14 protein-coding genes and 8 pseudogenes are annotated in these 22,797 nt (G+C 60.6%); 15 read left to right on the top strand and 7 right to left on the bottom strand.

Annotated features, from left to right (window positions below):
• Positions 1–448: 448 nt before the first annotated feature.
• Positions 449–1,635 (top strand): annotated as a pseudogene (locus ACVIN2_RS12035) (IS3 family transposase).
• A 644-nt stretch (positions 1,636–2,279) separates the two neighbouring features.
• Here ACVIN2_RS12035 and ACVIN2_RS12030 read toward each other — a convergent pair.
• The gene (locus tag ACVIN2_RS12030; RefSeq protein ID WP_456765758.1) at positions 2,280–2,474 is read right to left on the bottom strand and encodes a hypothetical protein; all 195 of its coding nucleotides are present in this window, start codon (positions 2,472–2,474) and stop codon (positions 2,280–2,282) included.
• Between the two features lie 204 nt (positions 2,475–2,678).
• Here ACVIN2_RS12030 and ACVIN2_RS12025 point away from each other — a divergent pair.
• From ACVIN2_RS12025 to ACVIN2_RS12005, 5 pseudogenes are all read left to right on the top strand, one after another.
• Positions 2,679–2,933, top strand: a pseudogene (locus tag ACVIN2_RS12025) (transposase); the annotation flags it as partial.
• Between the two features lie 216 nt (positions 2,934–3,149).
• A pseudogene (locus tag ACVIN2_RS12020) lies at positions 3,150–4,513 on the top strand (IS110 family RNA-guided transposase).
• Positions 4,514–5,139: pseudogene (locus ACVIN2_RS12015) on the top strand (IS3 family transposase); the annotation flags it as partial.
• A 77-nt stretch (positions 5,140–5,216) separates the two neighbouring features.
• A pseudogene (locus ACVIN2_RS12010) lies at positions 5,217–6,286 on the top strand (IS30 family transposase).
• A gap of 34 nt (positions 6,287–6,320) precedes the next feature.
• Positions 6,321–6,592: pseudogene (locus ACVIN2_RS12005) on the top strand (IS3 family transposase); the annotation flags it as partial.
• Positions 6,593–6,900: 308 nt separating this feature from the next.
• Here ACVIN2_RS12005 and ACVIN2_RS12000 read toward each other — a convergent pair.
• From ACVIN2_RS12000 to ACVIN2_RS11990, 3 genes are read right to left on the bottom strand one after another with little or no spacing between them, the layout of a single operon-like run.
• Positions 6,901–7,143, bottom strand: a complete 243-nt coding sequence (locus ACVIN2_RS12000; protein WP_456765757.1) for a PilZ domain-containing protein — start codon at positions 7,141–7,143, stop codon at positions 6,901–6,903.
• 3 nt (positions 7,144–7,146) lie between these two features.
• Positions 7,147–7,437, bottom strand: coding sequence for a PilZ domain-containing protein (locus tag ACVIN2_RS11995; protein ID WP_456765756.1), 291 nt, complete (start codon positions 7,435–7,437; stop codon positions 7,147–7,149).
• 19 nt (positions 7,438–7,456) lie between these two features.
• Complete coding sequence (locus ACVIN2_RS11990) at positions 7,457–7,678, bottom strand: hypothetical protein (RefSeq protein ID WP_456765755.1); 222 nt, start codon at positions 7,676–7,678, stop codon at positions 7,457–7,459.
• A gap of 855 nt (positions 7,679–8,533) precedes the next feature.
• Here ACVIN2_RS11990 and ACVIN2_RS11985 point away from each other — a divergent pair.
• The gene (locus tag ACVIN2_RS11985) at positions 8,534–8,734 is read left to right on the top strand and encodes a hypothetical protein (RefSeq protein WP_456765754.1); all 201 of its coding nucleotides are present in this window, start codon (positions 8,534–8,536) and stop codon (positions 8,732–8,734) included.
• Between the two features lie 1,301 nt (positions 8,735–10,035).
• On the opposite strand, the gene ACVIN2_RS11980 is transcribed toward ACVIN2_RS11985, so the two are convergent.
• Positions 10,036–10,254 (bottom strand): hypothetical protein, encoded by a 219-nt coding sequence (locus ACVIN2_RS11980; protein ID WP_456765753.1) that lies wholly within the window; start codon positions 10,252–10,254, stop codon positions 10,036–10,038.
• A gap of 980 nt (positions 10,255–11,234) precedes the next feature.
• On the opposite strand from ACVIN2_RS11980, the pseudogene ACVIN2_RS11975 reads away from it, so the two are divergent.
• Positions 11,235–12,465 (top strand): annotated as a pseudogene (locus tag ACVIN2_RS11975) (IS3 family transposase).
• Here ACVIN2_RS11975 and istB read toward each other — a convergent pair.
• Together istB and istA are read right to left on the bottom strand one after the other, a co-directional pair.
• Positions 12,416–13,159 carry an IS21-like element helper ATPase IstB gene (gene istB, locus ACVIN2_RS11970; protein WP_007605871.1) on the bottom strand — a complete coding sequence of 248 codons (744 nt, stop codon included), beginning with the start codon at positions 13,157–13,159 and terminating at the stop codon, positions 12,416–12,418. The pseudogene ACVIN2_RS11975 and the gene istB overlap by 50 nt on opposite strands.
• An 11-nt stretch (positions 13,160–13,170) precedes the next feature.
• Positions 13,171–14,703 (bottom strand): IS21 family transposase, encoded by a 1,533-nt coding sequence (istA, locus tag ACVIN2_RS11965; protein ID WP_456765752.1) that lies wholly within the window; start codon positions 14,701–14,703, stop codon positions 13,171–13,173.
• Between the two features lie 204 nt (positions 14,704–14,907).
• Between istA and ACVIN2_RS11960 the strand changes: the two are divergent.
• From ACVIN2_RS11960 to ACVIN2_RS11930, 7 genes and pseudogenes are all read left to right on the top strand, one after another.
• Positions 14,908–15,177 (top strand): annotated as a pseudogene (locus ACVIN2_RS11960) (integrase core domain-containing protein); the annotation flags it as partial.
• Between the two features lie 471 nt (positions 15,178–15,648).
• Entirely contained in the window at positions 15,649–15,951 is a 303-nt protein-coding gene (locus ACVIN2_RS11955) for a hypothetical protein (protein ID WP_456765751.1), read from the top strand.
• Between the two features lie 1,473 nt (positions 15,952–17,424).
• Complete coding sequence (locus tag ACVIN2_RS11950) at positions 17,425–17,586, top strand: hypothetical protein (protein WP_456765750.1); 162 nt, start codon at positions 17,425–17,427, stop codon at positions 17,584–17,586.
• A 153-nt stretch (positions 17,587–17,739) separates the two neighbouring features.
• A complete protein-coding gene (gene tnpA, locus ACVIN2_RS11945) occupies positions 17,740–18,192 on the top strand; it encodes an IS66-like element accessory protein TnpA (protein WP_456765749.1) in 453 nt (150 codons plus the stop codon).
• A complete protein-coding gene (tnpB, locus tag ACVIN2_RS11940) occupies positions 18,189–18,545 on the top strand; it encodes an IS66 family insertion sequence element accessory protein TnpB (protein WP_456765748.1) in 357 nt (118 codons plus the stop codon). The genes tnpA and tnpB overlap by 4 nt, the downstream gene beginning before the upstream one ends.
• Positions 18,546–18,613: 68 nt before the next feature.
• The gene (gene tnpC / locus ACVIN2_RS11935; protein WP_456765747.1) at positions 18,614–20,143 is read left to right on the top strand and encodes an IS66 family transposase; all 1,530 of its coding nucleotides are present in this window, start codon (positions 18,614–18,616) and stop codon (positions 20,141–20,143) included.
• A 2,110-nt stretch (positions 20,144–22,253) separates the two neighbouring features.
• The gene (locus ACVIN2_RS11930) at positions 22,254–22,643 is read left to right on the top strand and encodes a hypothetical protein (protein WP_456765746.1); all 390 of its coding nucleotides are present in this window, start codon (positions 22,254–22,256) and stop codon (positions 22,641–22,643) included.
• Positions 22,644–22,797 lie beyond the last annotated feature (154 nt).

Genomic DNA, 22,797 nt, shown 5'->3' with positions numbered 1-22,797 from the left:
TCTGGCAGCCGCAACAGTTGAAAAGCGCGTCGGCACTTATCACCATGACTCGGCTATCGGGAACTTCATGGTGCCGTCCGAATGGTTTAGGTTCTGACGCAAATCCCTAAGCAGTTCGGGGGGGCGTGAGTACTTTTCTACTTTTACTCGCGGCATGTGTTGTTGGCGCTCTCCTCCTCCTGGCATTCCGCCACTAGGATAGGGCCGACCACGGTCGCAACCGTTGCAGTAAATCCTCAGCCGGACGCAGGATCAAGGTTTCCGGCAGGTTGTTTTTGACTGTGCGCTCTTGAGCGCGTTCACTCCATGACGCGGTGGAGACGAACGTGATTGCCTGGCTGTTAGTCATCGTCATCGGGGTCAGCGTCGCAATCCTGATCGCCCCTGACCTGCCCCTGCCGATTTCCTCCAGTTGAAGTTAGAGTCCGGCCTTCTGAAGGACGGACAGATGAAGCGAGCCAGGTTTACGGAAGAGCAGATTATTGGCGTGCTGCGTGAGCATGAGGCAGGTGCGAAGGCTGCCGATTTGGCGCGGAAGCATGGCGTCTCTGAAGCGACGCTGTACAATTGGAAGGCGAAGTTCGGCGGTCTGGACGTCTCCGATGCCAAGCGGTTGCGGCAACTCGAGGACGGAGAACGCCAAGCTGAAGAAGCTGCTGGCCGAGCAGATGCTGGATGCTGCAGCGCTACGCGAGCTTTTGTCAAAAAAATGGTAGGGCCCGTCGCCAAGCGCGAAGCCGTCGCGCACCTGCAGGCCGTCATCGGTCTGTCGGAGGCGGCGGGCCTGCGGCATCGTCGGCGCTGACCGCAAGATGGTTCGCTACCGATCGTGCCGACCGCCGGACACCGAACTACGCGGCCACTTGCGCGAGCTTGCTAATGCCCGTCGGCGGTTCGGCTACCGCCGGCTGTTCGTGCTGCTTCGCCAGCAGGGCGAGCCGTCCGGGCGGAACCGGATCTACCGTCTGTATCGAGAGGAAGGCCTCAGCGTGCGCAAGCGCCGAGCCCGCCGCCGCGCCGTGGGCACCCGAGCGCCGATACTGCTCGAGGCTCGGCCGAACGCCCGGTGGTCGCTGGATTTGTCCACGACCAGTTCGCCAGCGGCCGTCGCTTCCGGGTCCTGAATATCGTCGATACGTGACCCGGGAATGTCTGGCGGCCATCCCCGACACCTCGATCCCGGGGCGGCGGGTGGCACGCGAACTGACGGCGCTGATCAATCAGCGCGGCAAGCCGGGCATGATCGTCTCCGACAACGGCACCGAGTTCACCTGCAATGCCATGCTGGCCTGGTCGAAGGAGAACAACATCGACTGGCACTTCATTGCGCCGGGCAAGCCGATGCAGAACGGCTTCTGTGAAAGCTTCAACGGCCGGATGCGGGACGAGCTTCTCAACGAAACCTTGTTCTTCGGCCTCGATCACGCCCGCGCCAAGATTGCGGATTGGGTCGGCGACTACAACGGCCAACGCCCGCATTCCTCGCTCGGCTATCTGGCCCCTGCGGCCTATGCCGCCTACCTCACCGCAACGTGCGATCGGCTGCGCAACCCCGACCAGCTCCGCCGATCGCACGTTGCTAACACCGCGCCAAACGGCGTAACATCCGCCGAGACTCTAACCGCTACTGCGTGAAACTTCAGGGGCAGGTCAGCCCTGCTACGATCGAAATAAAAACCCGCCGACCTTGGGGCCCGGCGGGAGTTGCAGATAGCGAGAGGCGGACACCAATCGCTCCGGTTTGATTACGACTGAATGCAGAGCCCGTGAACTGCTCCTCTCCATTCATCCTTAATGTCTTTATAATAATCTAAGCTTTGGGACGGGGCCGTGGGGGACATACGCGGCCTTGTGCTTGGGGGAAGGCCCGCCAACTGCCCAGCCCCGGCGGGCCTTCCCTCACCAGTTTGGTGCACGTGAAGCACAGCTCGGGTTGCCTCCGCCGCGCAATAGATTTAATTTGAATTTAACTAATTCGGGCGGGTAGGATCTTGCGACCGGGGCTGGCAGATATTTCACTTAAATCTTTTTCACCCGGATTTTTCGACGATCAGGCCGCAGCGGTCCCCCGCTGCGGCCTTAGTCGTGAGTGCTCTCTAACGTAGACCGTCGGGCCTCAATTCAGTTTGCGGCGTAGCTCCTCAACAATAGCGCGCTGCTGATCGAGTTCCTCTTCAATCCGCCGCCGAACTTCCTCAGCGCGGCGGCTTGGGTCGAGACTTGTTGGGCGGGTCCGCTCTAACCCAAGGGCGGGCTTGTCGGACGCTATGCCGCTCATTTTAGGTCGTCGCATTTTTTCCGCCCTTAGCCACCGCTTCGATCAGAACCGAGCACTTTTCATATTCCTTCGCATCGCCGGCAACAGTCCCGCGAAGCTCTCGGCATTCGCCGCCGTCGAAGAACCACTTGGTGGAGCCAACGGCGACGATCACTTTGCATTTGGGGCACGGCACCTGCATCGGCGCAATATGCACTCAGAGTCGGTTCGTTTCCAGTCAGTAGCCCAGAGAGAAGCAGGTCAGGAGATCTATCCAAAGGGGAGGCATGGTAGGCCTGAGGCCCCAGGCTATCTTCCTAAGGTGCTTAGGCGCCACCAGGGGCGAAGCTGTGGTCCAACTGAGCTGCTGCCGGTTTGAAGGACACCGAGATAGGGTGTTTTATCAAGCCGGAGGTGGGCTATGCAGAGACGCAAATTCAGTCGAGAGCTTGTCAGGGAGCGTGGGGTGTCTGTGGCGCAAGCCGGTCGAGACCTTGGCGTTCATGAGAACGTGCTGCGCAAATGGGTGAAGGAGTTCGGCTCCGATCCGGCGCAGGCGTTTCCGGGCCATGGCCAGATGAAGCCCGAGCAGCTCGAGATCGAGCGGCTGCGACGCGAAGTCAACAAGCTCAGGGCTGAGCGAGATATCCTAAAAAACTGTCCAGGGCCGTTGCGCGCCTGTGCGGGGTAGAAACAGCACTGTGTTATCCTCTGCGGCTGGGAGGGTAGCGGCCGTCAGCTTATTGGAGGCACTGTCCCCGTTAAAAAACGTGGTCCATGGGTGCATGCGGACTTGAGAGTGGTGACGCCGCTTCGGCTGCGATCCCGAATAGGAAGATGACGATTGGCATAACCCAGACCCTTCCGCTCATGAGTGAATGGAGGATTTGCGATGCCCCAGAGGACGACCGGTGACCGGCCGGAATTGAAGCCAATCAACGTCAGCGCGGCCGCCATCGACATCGGATCAAAGATGCACATGGCTGCGGTGAACCCGGACTGCACTGACATTCCCGTGCGCGCGTTCGGCACATTTACACAAGATCTCCATGATCTGGCGGATTGGTTTAGCGCATGCGGCGTGACCAGTGTCGCGATGGAATCCACCGGGGTCTATTGGATCCCAGCCTATGAAATCCTGGAGCAGCGTGGATTTGAGGTTATTCTGGTCAACGCCCGGTACGCCAAGAACGTGCCCGGACGCAAGACCGACGTCAGCGATGCCGCGTGGTTACGCCAGCTTCATTCCTATGGCTGCTACGAGGTAGCTTCCGACCCGATGCCGAGATCGCAACACTGCGGGCCTATTTGCGGCAGCGCGAGCGGCTTGTGGAATATGCCGCCGCCCATATCCAGCATATGCAAAAGGCCTTGATGGAGATGAACCTGCAGCTCCATCATGTCGTCTCAGACATCACGGGCGCCACTGGCATGCGGATTATCCGGGCCATTGTTGCAGGCGAGCGCAATCCTGATGTTTTGGCAACCTATCGGGACGTGCGATGCCATTCATCCACCGAGACCATTCGCGCGGCACTGGTAGGCAACGACCGGCACGAACATGTCTCCCTGAGCCAATCGCTAGAACTCTACGACGTCTACCAGGCGAAGATGCTGGACTGTGACCGCAAGCTCGAAGTCCTGATCGCCGCGCTAGGAAATAAAGGGGCAAAGCCGGTCGGGAAGCTATCCAAGCCGCGCATCAAGACCAAACAGATCAACACGCCCACCTTTGACGTCAGGACCGCGCTGTACGGCGTGCTCGGCGTCGATCTGACTGAGATCCATGGACTTGGTCCGTCGCTCGCATTGAAGCTTATCGGCGAGTGCGGCACGGATTTGAGGGCATGGCCGAGCGCCAAGCACTTCACGTCCTGGCTCTGCCTTGCACCGGGCAACAAAATCTCCGGCGGCAAAGTGCTTTCTTCGCGCACCCGGAGATCTTCCAGCCGGGCTGCCGCACTGTTGCGGTTGGCGGCCACCACGGTGGGGCGAAGCGATACGGCGCTCGGAGCATTCTATCGCCGCCTGTCCTTACGTGCGGGTAAGTCAAAGGCGGTGACAGCGACCGCCCGCAAGATTGCGGTTCTATTTTACAACACCCTCCGGCACGGCATGAGCTACAGGGATCCAGGTGCCGACCAATATGAGCAACAATATCGCAGCCGCGTTCTCGCCAACCTTCAGCGCCGGGCCAAATCTCTGGGCTTCGTGTTGCAGGCCATTCCGACGGACGCCAATCCAGCTGTTTCTTAGGAAGGCCGCGGCCTTCTTCGCGAGGGAAGCGACATGAAGTTCGTCTTCATCGCGAAGCACCGGAATATCTGGCCGGTGGCATGGCTGTGCAATGCGATGGGCGTGTCCCGCTCGGGCTTCCATGCCTGGCTGAATCGCTCACCCAGCGCGAGATCCCTAGGCGACGAGACAGTCGGCCGGCGGTGAAGGCAAGCTTCCTTGCCAGCGACCGGACCTACGGCGCACGGCGTGTCTGGCGGGATGTGCTGGCAGATGGCCCCGAATGCGGCCTGCACCGGATCGAGCGGCTGATGCGCCTGCAGGCCTTGCGGGCGCGGCCACGGCGCCGGCGTCTGCCCAAGGACGAAGGCGATCGCCAGGTTGCGAACGTACCGTCGAAACTTCTTGATCGGCAGTTTGCAGGCGAGCGGCCGAACCAGAAGTGGATCGCCGACTTCACCTACATCTGGACGGCCGAGGGCTGGCTCTACGTATCGGCCGTCATCGACCTGTTCTCCCGCAGGGTGGTCGGCTGGTCGATGAACGCCAACATGGCGGCTCAGTTGGTTGCAGACGCCCTGCTGATGGCGGTCTGGCGGCGCGGCAAGCCGGATGCTCTGATGCATCATTCTGATCGGGGCAGCCAAGGCGGATTCAAACGGTCGTCGCAACACCAGAGGATTGGAGGTTGCGATGAACGTTGTAAGGCGTCGATCGAGCCCCATTGCTATCGCCAGGACGGCCCTCCGTTGCGGGACGCAATGAACAGAATAGATTTTGGCGGGCGATTGCGGCGGGGCTGAAGATGCTGCGCTCGAAGCTGGATTGTCACAACCTGTCGGAGGCAGATTCTTCCGAAAGGCGGGCGGCATGCGACCAGCGATGTTCAGACCTTCGGCAAAGGCGCTCTCTGGGCGGTACCTCTCATTGGTAGAGCGCGAGGAGAGCGGCGCGCCCGTTCCTGGTCCCGCCGTTCTGTGGAAGGGCCGCCGGCACGGCCCACGCAAGGATCGGCGATGGGCCAAAGCCTGGAGCCCTGAACAGATTGCCCGACGCTTGCCGATCGACTTCCCGGACGACAAGACGATGCGTATCAGCCACGAAGCCATCTATCAGGCTCTCTTCGTTCAGGGCCGTGGGGCGCTGCGCCGCGAGCTGACGGCCTGCTTAAGAACCGGGCGTGCATTACGGATGCCCAGGGCACGCGTACGCAGGCGAGGCAAGGGCTTTGTCTCGCCAGAGATCATGATCAGTGAGCGCCCTGCTGAAGCTGCCGATCGAGCAGTGCCGGGGCATTGGGAGGGAGACCTCATCCTCGGTCTTGGCAGCTCGGCAATCGGCACGTTGGTCGAGCGCACCACGCGCTTCACGATGCTATTGCACCTTCCCCGGTTGGCGGGGCATGGCGAAGCTCCGCGCGTGAAGAACGGACCTGCGCTCGCGGGACACGGGGCCGAAGCCGTGCGCGACGCGATCACGCGCACCGTCATCACCTTGCCCGAAGAACTGCGTCGCTCGCTCACCTGGGATCAGGGAGCCGAAATGGCTCAGCACGATCGTCTCAAGATCGATGCGGGCATCCAGGTCTACTTCTGCGACCCGCAAAGCCCTTGGCAGCGCGGCACTAACGAGAACACCAACGGGTTGCTGCGGCAGTACTTCCCGAAAGGCACAGACCTGAGCATCCATAGCGCCGAAGAGATATCCGCTGTGGCTGCGGCCCTCAATGCCCGACCGAGAAAGACACTAGGCTGGAAAACGCCGGCGGAGGCGCTTGACGAATTGCTGCTATGAGTGAAAACAACTGGTGTTGCGACGACCGTTTGAATCCGCCGCTGCGAGCGAACAGTTCCAGCGACGATGGCCGACAGCGGCATCGTTTGCAGCATGAGCCGATCCCGCAATGTCTGGGACAACGCGGCGATGGAGAGCTTCTTCTCGTCGCTGAAGACCGAGCGTACCGGGCGCAAAACCTATCGGACCAGGAACGAGGCCAGAGCAGATGTGTTCGACTACATCGAGCGGTTCTATAACGTCGAGAGGCGCCATTCGACGATCGGGTATCTCAGCCCTGTTGAGTTCGAGCGTACGTCGGATTAGCTTAACCGGGTGTCCTTCAAACCGGCAGCAGCTCAGATCTCGGATCCGACGTTGTCCTCGCCATCATGGCTTGCCTGTCCTAGCGACATATCCGTCACCCTCGCGGCCGGTGCGCTCACATTAAGTGAGAGGCACCGGGCCTGCCGATCTACGGCTTTCCCCCTGAGGTTCGGCTGCGTAAGCACGAAACAGCCTTAGCAACAACCGTCGGACTAGCGCGCTCGCCAATCCGATATGCGAGCGATGTCACTCCCGGCTGGCTCCCAACCAGAGCGCCTGAGGGCAAGATTGGCGGACGTCTGCGCTGCTCAGTCAACGAACTTCACGCCGATCCGGCTGCCGCTCGACCATACCAAGCAACAGTTCTTGATGGCGCGGTTGTTCTCGATCATCAACTTGAATTGCGGTCTTGTAGATCGCGGGTCTGCCAGCTCAATCGCAGCTCCTTCTTCCGAGATGTTGAGCACGCGGCAACGGACACTAGATCCATCGCCGAATATGTAGGCGATCTCATCGATCTCCGCGCGGTCGTGTTTTCGACGCTCGTCCACTGATCAGATCTTTCGATGGTCGTGTAGAAAGGAGATGCCAATCTCCTCGCCATTGACCCATGCCAGCTCGCAGCGCCGATAGGCAACTCCTCTGGTTGACAGCACCAAGAAGAATTCCTTCAGGGCTAGTCCGTCGAGACTTTCGATATGGAGCTTCGCACCTGCCTGGGAAACGTCAGTCATTTTACAAGGCCGGCTCCAGGTCCCGTCGATAGCAAGGATGTGAACATCGATGGGTCGCGAGAACACAACCCGCGATGATTGACGATTTTCCCTGTCAGGGCTAGATGACATCTTAATATCGAATGCCGCTTCATTCGCTCTGTTCCGCCACTTGTTGGATTAGTTGAAACTGTCGAGTGACCTGCAACGCTATATCGGATCGCTCCCTGCGTAGCGCGGCCTTTTGTTCAGAAACGTCGTGCCCGTCCCTTTCGAGAACTTGGATCAGGATCTGCTTGTCTTCAACCGCCCGATGGCGCGCGGCAATCTCCTGCGTCAAACTGGCCAACTCCAAGTCAATTTCCGAGGGCATCGCAATCTCCTTGCCAAGCAACATTCGCTTATAAAAATCGGAAATTATCTGTTATTTACTGCAAAACTCTTACCTCGCGCGTTTGGTGACCTGCTGGTCAAGAGCTGATGCGGTAAGGCGCGCTCCACGCCATCGCGCTGCCGGGCTGGCGCGCCAACCATCGGCCACGCTGCAGGACGCCCAACGGGGCGATTATAATAATTCAAATGATTTAAATTAATGCGTCGAGCTTGCGCCCTAGAGTCCAATTTTCGCCAAGCTCGAATGGCTTTCTGGCGCCGGGGCAGGACCAACTCCGTAGGAGTCCTGCATATGTTAAGACGAGTTTTTGTCGCTTTTGTATTGGTCATTATCGGGGCCACCGCTACAGAAGCGCGCCGCATAAATTTTAATCAAGCGCCTGAGTGCAACGTCACGATGCCCTGCGACTTTTCGTTCTCGCAACCAAATTTATTCAGCAATTCACGACGATCGCAGGCGCTTCAGGCGGCGCGCGCTCGGAGGTCGTATGCTGAAGCCTCGGTAGACAGAGGACAAGTCGTTGGTAGCCGACCGGCAGGCTGTCCTCGCGCCTTCTGCGGATGCGGTGCATCCATCAAGGTATTTGGTCGCATCGTACCGGACTTAAATCTCGCGTCCAATTGGCTACGATTTCCTCGCGTAACGCCGTCTCCGGGAATGGTTGCCGCGCGGCATGGTCACGTGTTTGTCCTAGAGCAGCATGTTGGCGGCGACGTATGGATGGCATACGATCCCAACTCGGGAGGAGGCGCCACGAGAATCCACGCGCGTTCTCTACGAGGTTATACGGTCGTCAATCCTCGCGCCTGAGGCGATCGCTCGGCCGGTGTGGCGTTGGAAAATGGCCTCCGGCTGAGCGGCGACAGCATCTATCAGCAGGCTCACCTTCTGCTCGTGCGCGTGACCAACCGCGGACTGATGGGCGGGCTACCCTTTGCTCATCGTGCAGTTAAACTGTTGGGCGAGGTTCAATTTATTGTCCGCGAAGCACCGTGGAAGCTTCTTCTGGGAAACAAGGCAAAGCAGTTTGATTAGGCCGCAAATCCGTGCTGGAATCGGATCCGCTCAGTACAACCTTCGGTAAGCAGGGGGTACTAGATGGGGGGAAGATTGATGGCTAGGCACTTCGGTTTAAAGGCTACATCAGCGGCACGGTCAGCGTTCGCAGGGACCTCGAGCACTTCGCTGGATTGGGTTGTGTCGGCATCGGCATCGAAGAGTCATTTTCCGGACAATTCGCCAATGATAAGGCGCTCTTCCCCGCGCTCCGAATTGCTGTACTCGCCGGCGAGCTGGCGGGGCTCCCGTGTTCGACGATCCATCTCAGCAGATTAAAGGTCTCCAGCACCGGCTCGGGACCACGATAAGCCCGAAACGCAGGCTGCTGCGTGGGCTGGCACCTGCGCTCAGACCCAATCTCTTCAGCTGACAGGAAGAGATCGCTGGCCTGGCAGAACAGCACCGGCTGCGATCGTCGTGACATTGGCATTCTGTGGCTCATCGGCCGTCCAAGCCGGAGGCATCTTCGCGGAGCTATCCCGATCCCGAAGCAAGGGAGCCGCTTAGCGCTTACATTTGAACGGATACATCTAGGTATCGCAATCGGCAGCCAACCTGAGCTTTCTCAGGAGCGGCGCAAACCCATCGGTCGAACATTCTTTTGCTACGCTCGCGAGACGTTTTTCGGCGGGCCGCTTGGCGGATTTTTTTGCGCTGCTTGCAAGCTTTTTGGCTTCCGGCTGCGAAGCGTAGGGATCATGCCAGTGACGAGGAACGAAATCAGGCGATGGTTTTGGCCGGATTATAGGGGAAGCCGGTCGGGGCTCTTGCTGCACCGCCACGAAGCTCACCTCCGTTATTTGCTTGGGCAGCGCGACAGCACTCTCCACAAGAGTTGGCAACCTGTCAGATTTATTAGTGGTTACAGTCGAAATAGGTCCGACGAACGCAAGCAGCGCATCCGACTGAGGGGGTGCATCCGACCTACGGCCCCCAACAACAATCGAACAGATTGCAACTGAGCCAATTATCCCGAGTACAATAGTTTTTGGCATTTGCCAGTCCCCGCATTGGCAACGTTAACAACTTGCCACGAATTGGGTCTGGAATTAGGCCAAATTGCTCATTTGGTTAATTTAAGAACAGAGCATCGAATAGTATGAATGCGGCCGGCAGATCCGCAAGCAAGTGGCAGCGCCAGCCCCCAAGTCCGAATTGACGGCGGCTCAAGGGCAAGCCAGCGTAGGACTGTGCCGCTGGTGTTTGAAGAAGTAGGGCACTTACTCGCGTTGGCATGAGCGCCGGATATTGCATTACCTCTTCCAAGCCGTTTCTCTTCAGTCGGCGCCCACCAAACGCAGGCCTGGTGTAAGGCCGCTGGCATGTTGGTCCGATGCAGTGCAGACCTGCGCAGCCAGCCTTTCAACGGCCCGCCCGTAGACGCTGCAGCCGTGGCGCGAGAGGCTGTCCTGGCCGCGCGTGATCACCATCAGGATTGTGGTCCATTCCTCGCCGGTCAGCGTCACCCCGACGGCCCTCTGTGGGAAACTGTTCATTTCTCACTCTCCTTTAGTCCTTGCCGAGAACCGAATATCGAACTGCTCGGCACAATGAGCAAGCTTGATGCTGCTCCCGCGCGCGAACTGGCCAGAGGCGAACTAGGCTTTCATAGCGCGGCAGACCTGCTCCCGGCGCTCAACGCGCTTGCAGACATACTCATAGTGCAACGCGCTTTCATCCACGGAATGCAAGTCTCCGGTGAGGACGAAATGGCATCGCGTCGTTGGACATCCAATCCTCGCCTCTGGAAACAGGCACAGCGGAAGCGAAGTGCCTCCCGCTCGAGAGCCGATTGGCAGCCCATTTTGCGCGGCGCCCGCACCTGCATTGCGCTTGGCTTGCGCGTTCGGGAAGCTACCCGGTGCGCTGGAGTTTTGTCTCAGCAGTGCTTGTCGTTGCGCCAGCAACGCTGTTGCCAGTAGATGACTGATTGATGCCGCCTGTGGTCGTGGTCTGGCTGGTCCGGCGTTTGTGGAGGATAAGTGCCAGCTCCAGTCTATCCGGTCGCGCTCTAGGCTCCGCCGTTGGAGGCTCCGGAATTGGCTGGAGAACCACCACCGCCGCCTGCGCCGCCGGCGCCGCTTCCACCTCCGCCTTGAGCGAACGCGGTTGCCGAAAGAGCCATCTAGGCGACCGCAACAACTATCGGTGTCCGACCATGCTCTATCCTTCCAATTTGGACAGGCAATCATGAAGGCAGGGGAGTTCTAATGAGATGCCCTGGGCCGCAAGGATTTGCCCACACGTGGCAAGCAGCGCAGTAGCGTGACCTAGCGCCCGTTCTACTTCGGCAACGCTAACCGAAAGAAACCAATCAGAGCTAGTGTATGCAGCGCCGCCGGATTGGCGCAATCGCACGGGCATAGGGACCGGCTCGTGTGAGAAGTGGTTTTTTTGATCGCTCGAACCTTCGTGACCTGCCCCTGCCGATTTCCTCCAGTTGAAGTTAGAGTCCGGCCTTCTGAAGGACGGACATTTGAAGCGAGCCAGGTTTACGGAAGAGCAGATTATTGGCGTGCTGCGTGAGCATGAGGCAGGTGCGAGGGCTGCCGATTTGGCGCGGAAGCATGGCGTCTCTGAAGCGACGCTGTACAATTGGAAGGCGAAGTTCGGCGGTCTGGACGTCTCCGATGCCAAGCGGTTGCGGCAACTCGAGGACGGAGAACGCCAAGCTGAAGAAGCTGCTGGCCGAGCAGATGCTGGATGCTGCAGCGCTACGCGAGCTTTTGTCAAAAAAATGGTAGGGCCCGTCGCCAAGCGCGAAGCCGTCGCGCACCTGCAGGCCGTCATCGGTCTGTCGGAGGCGGCGGGCCTGCGGCATCGTCGGCGCTGACCGCAAGATGGTTCGCTACCGATCGTGCCGACCGCCGGACACCGAACTACGCGGCCACTTGCGCGAGCTTGCTAATGCCCGTCGGCGGTTCGGCTACCGCCGGCTGTTCGTGCTGCTTCGCCAGCAGGGCGAGCCGTCCGGGCGGAACCGGATCTACCGTCTGTATCGAGAGGAAGGCCTCAGCGTGCGCAAGCGCCGAGCCCGCCGCCGCGCCGTGGGCACCCGAGCGCCGATACTGCTCGAGGCTCGGCCGAACGCCCGGTGGTCGCTGGATTTGTCCACGACCAGTTCGCCAGCGGCCGTCGCTTCCGGGTCCTGAATATCGTCGATACGTGACCCGGGAATGTCTGGCGGCCATCCCCGACACCCCGATCCCGGGGCGGCGGGTGGCACGCGAACTGACGGCGCTGATCAATCAGCGCGGCAAGCCGGGCATGATCGTCTCCGACAACGGCACCGAGTTCACCTGCAATGCCATGCTGGCCTGGTCGAAGGAGAACAACATCGACTGGCACTTCATTGCGCCGGGCAAGCCGATGCAGAACGGCTTCTGTGAAAGCTTCAATGCGGATTCCGACGAAGTCGCCCAGGCGTACCGATATGAAGTCGCCCGTGGATTCCGAGACGATGTCGCCCACTTTCCGATTTGATCTCGCCCAGCGGCGAGGCGTTCTGGCCGGCTGGTTCTCTGGCATCGGTCAAGGCGCGCGGTCAATCTGGAATCGCGACTTCGACCTGTTTTTCTTCTTCTGCGGTTGCTGTGGGCATGTGGGCAACGCGATTGCGTTGTCCAAGCGCAGCGGCATGTCCACAGCGCCACGGGCTCAGGTCTTTCGGGCGGATTGCCGGGTTCGCCGCAGGCTCTCACCGGTGAGGTCGAGCCGATGGGCATTGTGGACGAGGCGATCGAGCACGGCGTCGGCATAGGTGGGATCTCCAATGAGCAGATGCCACTGGTCCACGGGGAGCTGGCTGGTGACGATGGTGGAGCGATGACCGTAGCGATCTTCGAGGATTTCCAGGAGGTCGTGACGGGCACCGGCGTCGAGCGGCTCGAGTCCCCAATCATCGAGGATCAGCAGATCGACACGGCCAAGGCCGCGCAACAGACGTGGATGGCGGCCGTCGCCGCGGGCGAGCGCGAGATCGTCGAACAGTCGCGGGACGCGCTGATAGAGCACGGAGCGATTGTCGCGACAGGCCTTGTGGCCGAGCGCCGAGGCGAGCCAACTCTTGCCAACGCCGGCCGGGCCGCAGATCAGGAGATTGACGTGGTCGTCGATCCAGCGGCCCTCGACAAGCTTAGCGAACAGCGGGCGGTCGAGACCGCGCGGGGTGCGGTAGTCGATGTCCTCGACGCACGCCTGCTGGCGCAGCTTGGCGTAGCGCAGGCGAGTGGCGAGCCGTTTGTCGTGCCGCAGCGAGGCTTCACGTTCGAGCAGCAGCGCAAGCCATTCGGTGTGACCGAGGCTTGCGGCCTCACCGGTGGCTTCGATGTCGGCGAAGGCCTTGGCCATGCCATGGAGGCCGAGGGCGTTGAGGCGGTCGAGGGTCGGATGGGTGAGCAAGGGATGATCTCCTAATTGTAGTAGCGCGGTCCGCGGATGTTGGCATGCAGGATCGGCGCATCGTCCGCGGAACGCTGGTGAGCAGAACGCCGATCGAGATTGTTGGCGAGGATCGACTTGACCGAGCCATAGGTGCGCGCGCCGATGTCGATTGCCCGCGCAGCCGCGGCGTCCAGCCGTTCGCGCCCATAGGAGGCGGCGAGCCTGAGGATGCCGAGACAGGCGCGGAAGCCTTGCTCGGGGTGCGAGCGCTCGTCGAGAATGAGGTCGCACAACGCGCTGGTCGCCGGCCCGATCGCGGCGGCGTCCTGGCGAATACGTGCGATGGTCCAGCCGGCGTAGCGCCGATGGCTGGAGGCCATGTGCTCCGGCACGGTGGTGTGTTTGTGATTGCCGCTCATGCGCTGATGCGCGGCGATCCGCTCGCCCTTGTGGAAGATCTCGACGGTACGGGCCGTGAACCGCACCTCGACCTCGGCGCGGGCGAAGCGATGCGGAACGCTGTAGTAATGCTTCTCCACCTCGACGTGGTAATCGAGACTGACGCGGCGGATCCGCCACTCGGCGAGGACGTAGGGGGACGCCGGCAATGGCTTGAGCGCCGGCCGGTCGACCTCCTCGAGCAACCGGCGGCGTGTCACGCCGAGCCGCCGGATCGGCCGTTCCTCGTTCAGCCTCGTGAGCAGTTCGCCGATCGCCGCATTGACCTCGGCCAGGCTGTAGAAGGTGCGATGGCGCAGGCGGCCGAGCAGCCAGCGCTCGACGATCAGGACGGCCTGCTCGACCTTGGCCTTGTCGCGCGGCTTGCGCGGCCGCGCCGGCAAGATGGCGGTGCCGTAATGCGCCGCCATCTCCGCGTAGGTACGATTGATCTGCGGGGCGTACAGGCTCGCCTTAATGACCGCGACCTTGGTGTTGTCGGGCACCAGCAGCGCCGGTATGCCGCCGATCGCCGCGAAGGCGCCAACATGGGCGCTGATCCAGTCGGCGAGCCCCTGCGTCCACGTCGCCTGCGCGTAGGTGAAGCTCGATGCGCCGAGCACGGCGACGAAGATCTGCGCCGTTCTGCGCTCACCGGTCAGGCGGTCGACCACCACCGGCACGCCATCGCCGGCATAGTCGACGAATAACTTGTCGCCGGCCGCATGGGCCTGGCGCATCGTCACCGACAGACGGCCTTCCCAGGCGCGGTAGAGCTCACAGAAGCGCGAGTACCGGTATCCGCCAGGCTCCGCGGCGATATATTCCTCCCACAGGATCGACAGCGTCACGTGCTTGCGTTTGAGCTCGCGATGCACGGTCGCCCAGTCGGGCTCGGCAATGCGGCGGTGACCCTGACGGTTGCCATTGCCGGTCTTCGCGAACAGGCGAAGTTCCAGAACCGTGTCGGTGACGTCGTCTGGCAACGGCCAGCTCAAGCCCGCGGCCTCGAACCGCCGGAGCGCCAGCCGCACCGTCGAGGGCGCCGCGCCCACCCGTCGCGCAATCTCGCGGCTCGGCAACCCGGCCGCCTTCATTCTGATCACATCGCGCACACGGCGCATCGCAAGCCTCTCCGTCGGCATCCAGGGTCCCCTTCGCAAAGCCGAAAGGGTTCATCCTATGGGAGCCAGAAGAGGCCTCGTCACCCGGGCGACATCATCCCGGAATGGTGGGCGACATCATCTCGGAACGGGTGGGCGACTTCAAATCGGAATGGTGGGCGAGATCATCTCGGAATCCTGGGCGACATCGACCGGAATCCGCACTTCAACGGCCGGATGCGGGACGAGCTTCTCAACGAAACCTTGTTCTTCGGCCTCGATCACGCCCGCGCCAAGATTGCGGATTGGGTCGGCGACTACAACGGCCAACGCCCGCATTCCTCGCTCGGCTATCTGGCCCCTGCGGCCTATGCCGCCTACCTCACCGCAACGTGCGATCGGCTGCGCAACCCCGACCAGCTCCGCCGATCGCACGTTGCTAACACCGCGCCAAACGGCGTAACATCCGCCGAGACTCTAACCGCTACTGCGTGAAACTTCAGGGGCAGGTCACTCGCTGTGAGAACACAGCACGGTGCCGGAGTGAGTCAAAGCTGGCCGGCGTCTGCGGAGTTCTCCCCACCAAAACAGGTTGCTGAGACTTCGAGATCCGCCGGGCGTAGTCCGTTTCGCACGAATTGTCGTCCGGCTGCGCGTGATTGCTTCCGTGGTGCCGACCACGAGAGGTAAGGTTAATTGTTCCTTCGATTGTAGGTAACCATTTAACTATTAAGGTCGTTGGGGTGGAAGCTGAACGAAGGGCTGAAATGGTGTTTGCATATTGCCTCATCGGAGCGAGCATTTTGGTCCTTTTGGCCGGCATAATTGCTGTCGGCCTCCAGAGAAATACATTTCATCCAATGGCGCTGCTGTAGTGCGACACAATGGGCGCTGACGTTCTCGCCGGAGCCGTTGGATCAACTGTCCAAGCCGCGGCGCCCTTAATGGTAGTGACGAAGGAATTTGATGATGGCTAATTGGGAAGCCGAGCTGGAAGCGATGCTGGCGCAAACCAACGAAATTGCCCGGAGGGGTGCTGCGTCAATCGTACCAGGCAAGCAACTTACATCGCCCGTTGCCGCTGTGCCTTTGCAAGGGAATATTGAAGCGGTATTGCCAACAGAACGGAAGTCTACGGAGCGCGAGGAGATCGAAAAGCGCATTGAGAGCTTCCGCGCTCATCAGCGCCGCTTTGCTCGTGAGCGAGAAGACTACGCGGCGGAAACCATCGCCCGGATGCGGCGGCTCGATCCGAAGATAAACAAGTAGGAATTCGAACCGGATGATAAGGGGCAAAGTGCAAGTAGATGGACGTCGCCTGCTATGGCAGGGGATGTTTCTGTCGTTGCTGGGCTTGCTCACAGGACTTGGGGAGCAGCACTAACATTTAAGACTTGCGGCCCATCTCGAAGGCCTCATGAACGGAATATTTTTGTGGGCGCTCGAAGGATGTCGGACGCAAGTTCGGCTATCAGCCGGGCTTGAGCGCGTGACCTTCGCTGCGCTGGTGTCATAGCCGTTTGATAGCGATCGGAGCGAACCCCGTCCAGGGAGTGCCGCCATCCCCGATCAGAAGGGGCGCTCGCGACCAAGCCCCAAAGCACTAGGCATGACCCAAAAGATCGGTGGCGGAACAGTACGCTGCAGCCTCGCTCGGCTTGCTCAGTTGTCTTACGGCCGTCGCCTCAGACATTGATACTGACAGCTCACTCAGTCAGGCCAACCCGCAGTTGACGTTGCCGCCACCCAGTATGCGGAGATAGGGAGCTTCACCGCGGCGGATGGCGCTTCAATCCCATCGTCTGGCCGGAGGTGGCCCTAGAAGCCATCGGGCGAGGCACGAACTGAAGGAACTCCCGCCATTGATCGACCGTTATCAGGCAAATCACTGGAGATTGTTCCCATGGTACGGCAATCCTTTGTTGCAGCAGTCGCGTGCGTTGCTCTGGCTTCAACCGCTCTCGCTCAAGGCGGCGGTGGAGGTGGAGGTGGGGGCGCCGGAGGCGGATCGTCCGCAGCTGGAGGCGCCTCCTCCAGCTCGGGAGCATCATCCTGGGGGCCGTCCGGCACGGGTAGCCTATCTCCTGCAGGCGGCCGGTCAGGCGCACCCGTCGCAACTTCCAACAATCCGACCTTTTCCGGTCAAGGGGTGACCACGCCTCTGACCGCCGGTGCCGCTCGCTCCGGTGCAACCACGACCAATCCAGCAGCGGTCGGGACAGCAGGCGCCCAGTCCAACAATACCCTCAGAGGCGCGGGCACGGCCCCAAACGGAGTTCCCATTGGCAGTCCCGGCTCAGGAAAAGGCTCCCCAGAAAATCCCTGGTAGATTGAAGCCCGCTCTCTCGCGGGCTTCTTGCTGATTGCGGCTTCGGCATCGTTGGCGAGAGTGGACGGTAACCTTGCCGCGTTACCTTGATTTTAGCGGATGCTTGCACGGGGCACGGCCACCTAGCAGGATTGGAACGCGCCAGTCGTCTGACCGCGTGAGGCCAGAATTTTCAGGATTGGCGAGGGCATATTGGCTGGAAAGCTGGCGGCCCACCTTTTCCTGTGAAACTACGCCGCGTCGGTGCCGTTGCGCGAGCCTGGCCTCGCTGCCAGCGAACGTAACGAAACCGAAGCGAACTCGCGAACTAAGCTTGTATCGTCCCGGCGAATTATTCCGGAACTTGCCTGCCAAGGGTACGCGCTGGGCAGCTCAGCGCGCTTATCGCCGATCTTTGGTGGCGCATCGATCTCATGAATTCCGACATTCTCGAAGAAGAAGCAAAAGCTAGGGTATTTGACGTGCGCCAGCCGACCTATCCTTTGCTCGCGCTAAACCTCCGATCCCGCCGCGACAACCTTATTTTGACGATCAACGCTCTTGAACATCGCGCAAGGACAGCGCGAGCGGCGTGAGCGAGCCGACGGCAATCTTCGTTAACCCGGTGCCAATGCCGAATGGGCCTGCTTTTGATCATGCGTGCAATTCAACGTAAGCGCTGTTTCGGTCCCACCTTCCATTGAAGGCGTCGAGCGAGGCATGATCGATCTCTGATTGGAGATCGGCTTGTGTCTAAGCTTGACCATATGCTTGAGCCCAGGACCTCGGTTCGCCGGGTCGAGGTCATCACGGAGAGCGGCCGACGCCGGCAGTTCTCGGCCGACGACAAGGCGCGGTTCGTCGAGGAGACGCTGGCCCCGGGAGCCGTGGTATCGGAGGTCGCGCGGCGGCACGGATTGTCGCCGCAACAGCTGTTTACGTGGCGCCGGCAAATGCGACAGCCGGTTGCGATCCCTGTGGCTCCCGAGCCGCAGACGTTCGTGCCCGCTGTCGTTACCCCATCATGCACGCCGCCGGAGCGCTCACCGCGGCAGTGCCGACGCCTCCGGAAGGCGCCCGAGGGGGCCGAGAACAGCGGCATCATCGAGATCGAGATCAACGGCGTCGCGCTCCGGGTCGGCCGCGGCGCGGATGCCGCGACGATTGCGGCCGTGATCCATGCGCTGAAGACCTGCACGTGATCGGTCCAACGGGCGCGGTGCGGGTGATGGTGGCGACCAGGCCGGTCGACTTCCGCAAGGGTGCCGAAGGGCTCGCGGCCCTGGTGCGTGAGAGCATGCAGGCCGATCCGTTCTCCGGCGCCGTGTATGTGTTCCGCGCCAAGCGCGCCGACCGGGTGAAGCTGATCTATTCGGACGGCACGGGTGTGTGCCTGTTCGCCAAGCGGCTTGAGACCGGTTCGTTCTGCTGGCCCAACGTGCAGGACGGCGTCATTCGCCTGACCGCGGCGCAGCTGTCAGCCTTGCTCGAAGGACTGGACTGGAAGCGCGTCCACACCGCGCGCGAGACACCGTCGCCGATCCAGGCGAGCTGAACTGCGGCACGTGAATCAGTATGCATGTCGCGCTCGCGAGATGCCGCGATGCATGGTGTAATCGCATCATGGCGACGACGGCCGACACGCTTCCGGACAATCCCGGCACGCTCAAGGCGATGCTGCTGGCCGAACGGGCGCGCGCCGCGCGGCTCGAGCAGATCATCAAGGAGTTGCAGCGTCATCGCTTCGGCCGCCGGGCCGAGACGCTGCCGGAGGACCAGTTGCTGCTCGGCCTGGAGGAGGTCGAGCAGGTCGAGGCGAGCAGTGATGCCGCGACCGATGCAGCCAATGCTGCCGAGCGATCGAGCCGAGCCGCACGGCGCCGCAGGAACAGAGGACCGCTGCCGGCGCATCTGCCGCGGGTCGAGATGCTGATTGACCTCGACGATGACGCCTGCCCGTGCTGTCAGCAGGCGCTGCACCGGATCGGCGAGGATGTGAGCGAACGATTGGATATCGTGCCGGCCCAGTTCCGGGTCCTAGTCGTAAGGCGGCCGAAGTATGCCTGCCGGGCCTGCGAGACCATGGTGCAGGCACCGGCGCCAGCGCGGCTGATCGAGGGCGGGCTACCGACTGAAGCCACCGTGGCGCAGGTACTCGTGGCCAAATATGCCGACCATCTGCCGCTGTATCGGCAGGCTCAAATTTACGCCCGCCAGGGCCTCGAACTGGATCGCTCGACCCTGGCCGATTGGGTCGGGCGGGCAGCCTTCCTGTTGCGGCCGGTGCATGAGCGACTGCTCGCGAGGCTGAAGCAGTCGACAAAGCTGTTTGCCGACGAGACCACCGCCCCGGTACTCGATCCCGGACGCGGTCGCACCAAGACCGGCCAGCTCTGGGCCTATGCCCGCGACGACCGGCCCTGGGGCGGCACGGACCCGCCCGCCGTCGCCTATGTCTACGCTCCAGATCGCAAGGCCGAACGGCCGATCGTCCACCTCGCGGGTTTTGCCGGCATCCTCCAGGTCGACGGCTATGCCGGCTATCGGGTCCTGGCCGAGCGCGGTGACGTAGAGCTGGCGTTCTGCTGGTCCCATGTGCGCCGGCGCTTCTACGAACTCGCCGCGGCCGGTCCCGCACCGATCGCCAGCGAGGCGCTCGAACGTATCGCCGGGCTCTACGTCATCGAAGCCCAGATCCGCGGCCGCACCGCCGACGAGCGTCGCGCCGTCCGCCAAGAGAAGAGCCGGCCGATCGCCGACGAGTTCGAACCCTGGCTGCGCGCCAAGCTTGGTCTGATTAGCCAAAAGACCAAACTCGCGGAGGCCATCCGATATGCGCTGTCGCGTTGGGACGGGCTGACGCGCTTCATTGCCGACGGCCGCGTTGAGATCGATTCCAACGTCGTCGAGCGCGCTATCCGCCCAATCGCGCTCAACCGCAAGAACGCCCTGTTCGCAGGCTCGGACGGCGGCGGCGAACACTGGGCCGTCATCGCCTCACTGATCGAAACCTGCAAGCTCATCGGCGTCAAACCCCACGCCTATCTCGCCCACGTCATCACCCGCATCGTCAACGATCACCCGAATAGCCAGATCGACGAACTGCTACCCTGGGCCTATCTCGCTACCCCAGAACGCTGGCGCGTGGCCTGAGAACATCGCTTACAATTCAACTCGGGCGAGGTTCAATCCAAGGTTGGCAAGATGCTGCTAAAGCTTCTGGGGAACCCAGCAAAGCAGATTGTTTGGGCTGCAAATCCTTGCTCGGATTAAATATGGGTACAACGCTCGGTAAGCAGCCGATAGCTGATAGGAAGAAGATCGATCGTTAGGCACTTCGGTTTGAAGACTACGTTTAGCAGCACGCTTGGCCTTCACAGCAGGTGGAGCACTTCGCTGGACCGGGGCGTGCCGGCATCGAAATGTCATTTTCCGGACAATTCGTCAACGACAAGGCGCTCTCCCAGTCCACTAATAGGATATATGGATCGTGAATCCTCGTGCCTGAGAACGTCGAAGTCGATGTTTACTCGCAGCAGGACTCCACAGTGGAAATGTATGGTTGGATCTATCGCTCTTACTGAAGATACTAACGAGTCAATGAGCCACCGTGCTGCATCAAGATTGGGGCATGGTCGTAACCTCCGACAAACGCGAAACCTGCGGGAGCGGGCGACGCCCCGGCCTTTGCGCTGGAAGGCGAAGCGCGTTCCCGAATGAATGCGCTGCGCCATGGGCCGGCGGCTACATCGCCGGGCGGCGTTGCCTCTTACGAGCGTTCGACTGCTCTTCATCGGGTCGATCGTGTTCGCGTGGTCGTTCTCAAAGGCATTGAAGAAGCTCTAAAGAATGACGGTTTGGGCGAAATTCCAGGAGCCGTGGATTCCTTGGTTGGCTGGAGCGCTACACGCGACGTGCGTATGCCGCGCTAAGAAGAAAGCTAGTCGGGGCAGGGAGAGCACAAATGGCTGAATTTGGCAGTAACCCAGTTCTGTTGTCCTTTCGTGGGCTATCATAATAAGGGTGCTCTACGCTCGCTTGATTCATCTCTCGAGAGCATTCACAGAGGGAGAATATTGAAACGCGACAGCTTCCCGCGATCCCCTAATAGCCGACGCAGCTCTGGTGCCGCGTCATGGAAGTGCTGAGCGAGCGTCTCTGTTAGGGCTGGCTCGAATGCTATCGGCTTTCGGACTAGGGTGATTGAAGCCAGAAAGGCTCGCAATGCCGAAAGAAAAGATTCCGTGAAGCAGAGCCGTTAGTAATTTTCTGCTCGCGCGACTAAGTAAAATACGCGCGGCTGCAACACGAGCTTGCGTCGAACCGGGCTTCGGAGGGTCAACGCAACGGCAACAGCTACGTTGAAGCTGATCCATACTGCCAAAATCGAAAAGATCGACATGGGTCAAGTCTCCTAGCGGCGATAACGCGAAAGGGCGTGCGCGCGTTCCCTCTACTTGGAGCGGTAGTAAATCTTAGCGATTTATATCGCGGGCTGCATTCCCGGATTATTACGGGCGACTGTCAAAACCCGACAAGCCTCGTCGGGGCTGTCTGGTAGAGAGGAGAGCACGTTGCCATTTTTAGATGGTAAAGTTTTCGGATTTATTGCCGGTATCTCAAGGTTGTCAGGATCGAGGTAACAAAGATGTCCTATGTCGTCATGCCGCCAAATGGGAACCTTTTAACCAACGATCTTGCAGAGACGCCGGTCAATTCACGCTGGGATCTCGGAACAGGGCTGCCTGCCCGAGCGGCTTCAACCGATGTATCTTGTAGCGGGCCAAGCGGATGATTGGCGCCTCTCTAGTCGTCACACGGATAGGACGTTGGCAACTTCGCGCTCCTACCTGCCGAGATGCCGCCTCGGACGCGTCCCAGCTTGCAGAGGAATGATGGGCGGCTCCGATCTTCATCACAAGCCCGCAAGCGAAGCGGAGGCTCTTTCACGACTGCAAAAACCCTCCGCTAAAGTGGCTGTTCCTCGCTGTTAGCCTTACCTGGACGTCTTGGTTTTGCTTCGCGCGCTGCGAGGGCGCCGGTGGGCTCTGCTGGCTTGCAAAGGCTTCATAGCCGCCTTCCTCTTCGAAATCGTCGGCGCCCCGGCGTCTTCGCGTCTTTCTAGCAAGCCGATAGAGCGCCTGCACGCCGGCGCCCACGCCGATGACCTCCCGCTCTGCTGGATCATTCATGGTTTTGTAATACTTTCGCCGTTCTCTTTGTCCGATGCTCGGCTTTATTGCGCTTTGAGCGAGGCGAACACATGCTTAAAGACGGCGAATATATCGCATGGTTCCAGACCGAGCGCGGTTCAGGCACCGGCCGTGTTCATCTGAGGAACGGCGTTATCACAGGTGGCGATACAGTCATGAGTTACGGCGGAACGTATCAGATCGCCGGAACACGATTTGCGGCAACGCTGACGACATGCCGACACGCTGATGGACAGCAAAACATTTTCGGTGCTGACGAAGTCGAAATCAAGCTGACGGGCACGGCCGCTTCGAACTACGCTTCGTGCTCTGGCGAGGTTGGGGGGCTGTTTTTTCAGGCAACCCTGATGCCCGTCCAAGAGGAGAAAAAGCGACCGGACTGGAAGATCAACCCAACAGACTTCCATCCCGAACGGCTACCTAAACCCAACGTTCGCTAGGCTGACGGTCTGGCGCACGGCTTTGACACAAGGCGAAGCTTCGCTGGTAAAGTCGGCAGATCAATAGACAATGCCGTGGGGTTTCTTGTGCAATTCTGCGAATTAGAACAAGAGATAATTAGTCGACGTAAGATTTTACATAAAAAATTTGAAC

The sequence above is a fragment of the Bradyrhizobium sp. USDA 3650 genome, assembly GCF_054057395.1.
Note: the sequence above shows the minus strand (reverse complement) of the source record. Positions and strands in the feature narration are given on the sequence as shown.

What these genes read in the sequence shown, in the direction of transcription:
- ACVIN2_RS11995 (WP_456765756.1), bottom strand. Translation starts at nt 7,437, where the DNA reads ATGTCATCTAGCCCTGACAGGGAAAATCGTCAATCATCGCGGGTTGTG.
- ACVIN2_RS11950 (WP_456765750.1), top strand. Translation starts at nt 17,425, where the DNA reads ATGAATTCCGACATTCTCGAAGAAGAAGCAAAAGCTAGGGTATTTGAC.
- tnpC (WP_456765747.1), top strand. Translation starts at nt 18,614, where the DNA reads ATGGCGACGACGGCCGACACGCTTCCGGACAATCCCGGCACGCTCAAG.
- ACVIN2_RS11990 (WP_456765755.1), bottom strand. Translation starts at nt 7,678, where the DNA reads ATGCCCTCGGAAATTGACTTGGAGTTGGCCAGTTTGACGCAGGAGATT.
- ACVIN2_RS11980 (WP_456765753.1), bottom strand. Translation starts at nt 10,254, where the DNA reads ATGAACAGTTTCCCACAGAGGGCCGTCGGGGTGACGCTGACCGGCGAG.
- ACVIN2_RS11930 (WP_456765746.1), top strand. Translation starts at nt 22,254, where the DNA reads ATGCTTAAAGACGGCGAATATATCGCATGGTTCCAGACCGAGCGCGGT.
- ACVIN2_RS11955 (WP_456765751.1), top strand. Translation starts at nt 15,649, where the DNA reads ATGATGGCTAATTGGGAAGCCGAGCTGGAAGCGATGCTGGCGCAAACC.
- istA (WP_456765752.1), bottom strand. Translation starts at nt 14,703, where the DNA reads ATGCGCCGTGTGCGCGATGTGATCAGAATGAAGGCGGCCGGGTTGCCG.